This window comes from Veillonella parvula, from assembly GCF_001553335.1.
In the GTDB taxonomy this organism is placed as follows: Bacteria; Bacillota; Negativicutes; order Veillonellales; family Veillonellaceae; genus Veillonella; species Veillonella parvula_S.
Genome location: NZ_KQ960781.1, coordinates 1 through 2,925, shown reverse-complemented (window position 1 = coordinate 2,925; position 2,925 = coordinate 1). Strand labels below are relative to the sequence as shown.

General features: G+C 51.6%; 1 rRNA gene. It reads left to right on the top strand.

Annotated features, from left to right (window positions below):
- A 23S ribosomal RNA gene (locus HMPREF1865_RS01990) occupies window positions 1–2,924 on the top strand; the annotation flags it as partial.
- Between the last annotated feature and the right edge of the window lies 1 nt (window position 2,925).

The following is a 2,925-nucleotide window of genomic DNA, read 5'->3' as shown; positions in this document are numbered from 1 at the left end:
TAAGGGCGTACGGTGGATGCCTTGGCGATATCAGCCGAAGAAGGACGCGGTAAGCTGCGATAAGCTACGGAGAGGTGCAAGCAACCTGTGACCCGTAGATTTCCGAATGGGGGAACCCGGCAGTGGTTATGCACTGTCACCCATAGCTTAGACTATGAGGAGGGCACCTGGGGAACTGAAACATCTAATTACCCAGAGGAACAGTAATCAAACGAGATTTTCTTAGTAGCGGCGAGCGAACGGGAAAGAGGCCAAACCGGAGCGGGCAACCGCACCGGGGTTGAGGACAGTCATCAAGTGTAAATGAGGTAGAAGAATCGAGCTGGAAAGCTCAGCCGCAGAAGGTGAAAGCCCTGTAATCGAAACCTTGCATACATGGGACTGTATCCAGAGTACCACGAGACACGTGAAACCTTGTGGGAAGCAGGGGGGACCACCCTCCAAGCCAAAATACTGATATCGACCGATAGCGCATAGTACCGTGAGGGAAAGGTGAAAAGGACCCCTGGCGGGGAGTGAAAGAGAACCTGAAACCGTATGTCTACAAACAGTCGAAGTCTGTATATATATCAGGACGACGGCGTGCCTATTGAAGAATGAACCGACGAGTTACTGTTGCTAGCGAGGTTAAGTGGAAAACATGGAGCCGCAGCGAAAGCGAGTCTGAACAGGGCGTTCAGTTAGTAATAGTAGACCCGAAACCGTAGTGATCTATCCATGGCCAGGTTGAAGCACAGGTAAAATTGTGTGGAGGACCGAACTCGTGAGCGTTGAAAAGCTTTGGGATGAGTTGTGGATAGGGGTGAAATGCCAATCGAACACGGAGATAGCTGGTTCTCCCCGAAATAGCTTTAGGGCTAGCCTCGAGGTAGAGAGTATAGGCGGTAGAGCACTGATCGGGCTAGGGGCCATACCGGTTACCGAACCTAGTCAAACTACGAATGGCTATACTTATACTCGGGAGTCAGACAGTGAATGATAAGGTCCATTGTCAAGAGGGAAACAGCCCAGAACACCGACTAAGGTCCCCAATGTTACACTAAGTGGCGAAGGATGTGGAATTTCCAAAACAACCAGGATGTTGGCTTAGAAGCAGCCACCATTTAAAGAGTGCGTAATAGCTCACTGGTCGAGAGACTCTGCGCCGAAAATGTCCGGGGCTAAAGTGTAAAACCGAAGTCGTGTCATATGCAGCAATGTATATGGGTAGGGGAGCGTTCTCATCGGGCTGAAGCAGTACCGTAAGGAGTTGTGGACTGATGAGAAGTGAGAATGTCGGTATGAGTAGCGAAAAGAATGGTGAGAATCCATTCCACCGAAAGCCTAAGGGTTCCTGAGCAACGATCGTCGTCTCAGGGTAAGTCGGGACCTAAGCCGAGGCGGAACAGCGTAGGCGATGGACAACAGGTTGAAATTCCTGTACCGGTGTGAATCGTTTGATCGATGGAGTGACACAGTAAGGTAGGTCAGCACGCGATTGGAAGAGCGTGTTTAAGCAGGTAGGTTGAGCTATAGGCAAATCCGTAGCTCTAAAAGCTGAGATGTGATGACGAGCGACTAGCAATAGTCGCGAAGTGATTGATCCTACACTGTCGAGAAAAGCTTCTAGGTAGAGACACATCGCCCGTACCAAAACCGACACAGGTAGGCGGGGAGAGAATCCTAAGGTGCGCGGGAAAACCCTCGTTAAGGAACTCGGCAAAATGCCTCCGTAACTTCGGGAAAAGGAGGACTCATGTAGTGTGAAGAGCAGAAGCGCTTGGAGCATGAATGAGTGGCACAAGAGAGGCGCAAGCGACTGTTTACCACAAACACAGGTGCCTGCTAAAGCGAAAGCTGATGTATAGGTGCTGACACCTGCCCGGTGCTGGAAGGTTAAGAGGAGGGGTTAGACTTTGGTCGAAGCTCTGAATTGAAGCCCCAGTAAACGGCGGCCGTAACTATAACGGTCCTAAGGTAGCGAAATTCCTTGTCGGGTAAGTTCCGACCCGCACGAAAGGTGTAACGACTTGCGCACTGTCTCAACGAGGGACCCGGTGAAATTGAAGTACCTGTGAAGATGCAGGTTACCCGCGACTGGACAGAAAGACCCCATGGAGCTTTACTGCAACCTAAGATTGAACTTAGTTAATGAATGTACAGGATAGGTGGGAGACGGAGAACCTAGGACGCCAGTTTTAGGGGAGTCGCTGTTGGGATACCACCCTTTCATTAATTGATTTCTAACGGGCCGAGTAACGACCGGCCGGACAGTCTTAGGCGGGCAGTTTGACTGGGGCGGTCGCCTCCAAAAGAGTAACGGAGGCGCCCAAAGGTTCCCTCAGAGCGGACGGAAATCGCTCGAAGAGTGTAAAGGCAGAAGGGAGCTTGACTGCGAGACGGACAGGTCGAGCAGGGACGAAAGTCGGGCTTAGTGATCCGGTGGTGCCGAGTGGAAGGGCCATCGCTCAACGGATAAAAGCTACCCTGGGGATAACAGGCTAATCTCTCCCAAGAGTCCATATCGACGGGGAGGTTTGGCACCTCGATGTCGGCTCATCACATCCTGGGGCTGAAGTAGGTCCCAAGGGTTCGGCTGTTCGCCGATTAAAGTGGTACGTGAGCTGGGTTCAGAACGTCGTGAGACAGTTCGGTCCCTATCCATCGCGGGCGCAAGAAACTTGAAGGGGGCTGCTCCTAGTACGAGAGGACCGGAGTGGACGAACCGCTGGTGTACCAATTATCCTGCCAAGGGTACAGTTGGGTAGCTACGTTCGGGACGGATAAACGCTGAAAGCATCTAAGCGTGAAACCAGCCTTGAGATGAGGTTTCTCATAGCATAAGCTAGTAAGATCCCATGTAGACGACATGGTTGATAGGCCAGGTGTGGAAGAGCCGTGAGGTTTGGAGCTGACTGGTACTAATCGATCGAGGGCTTTACTTAA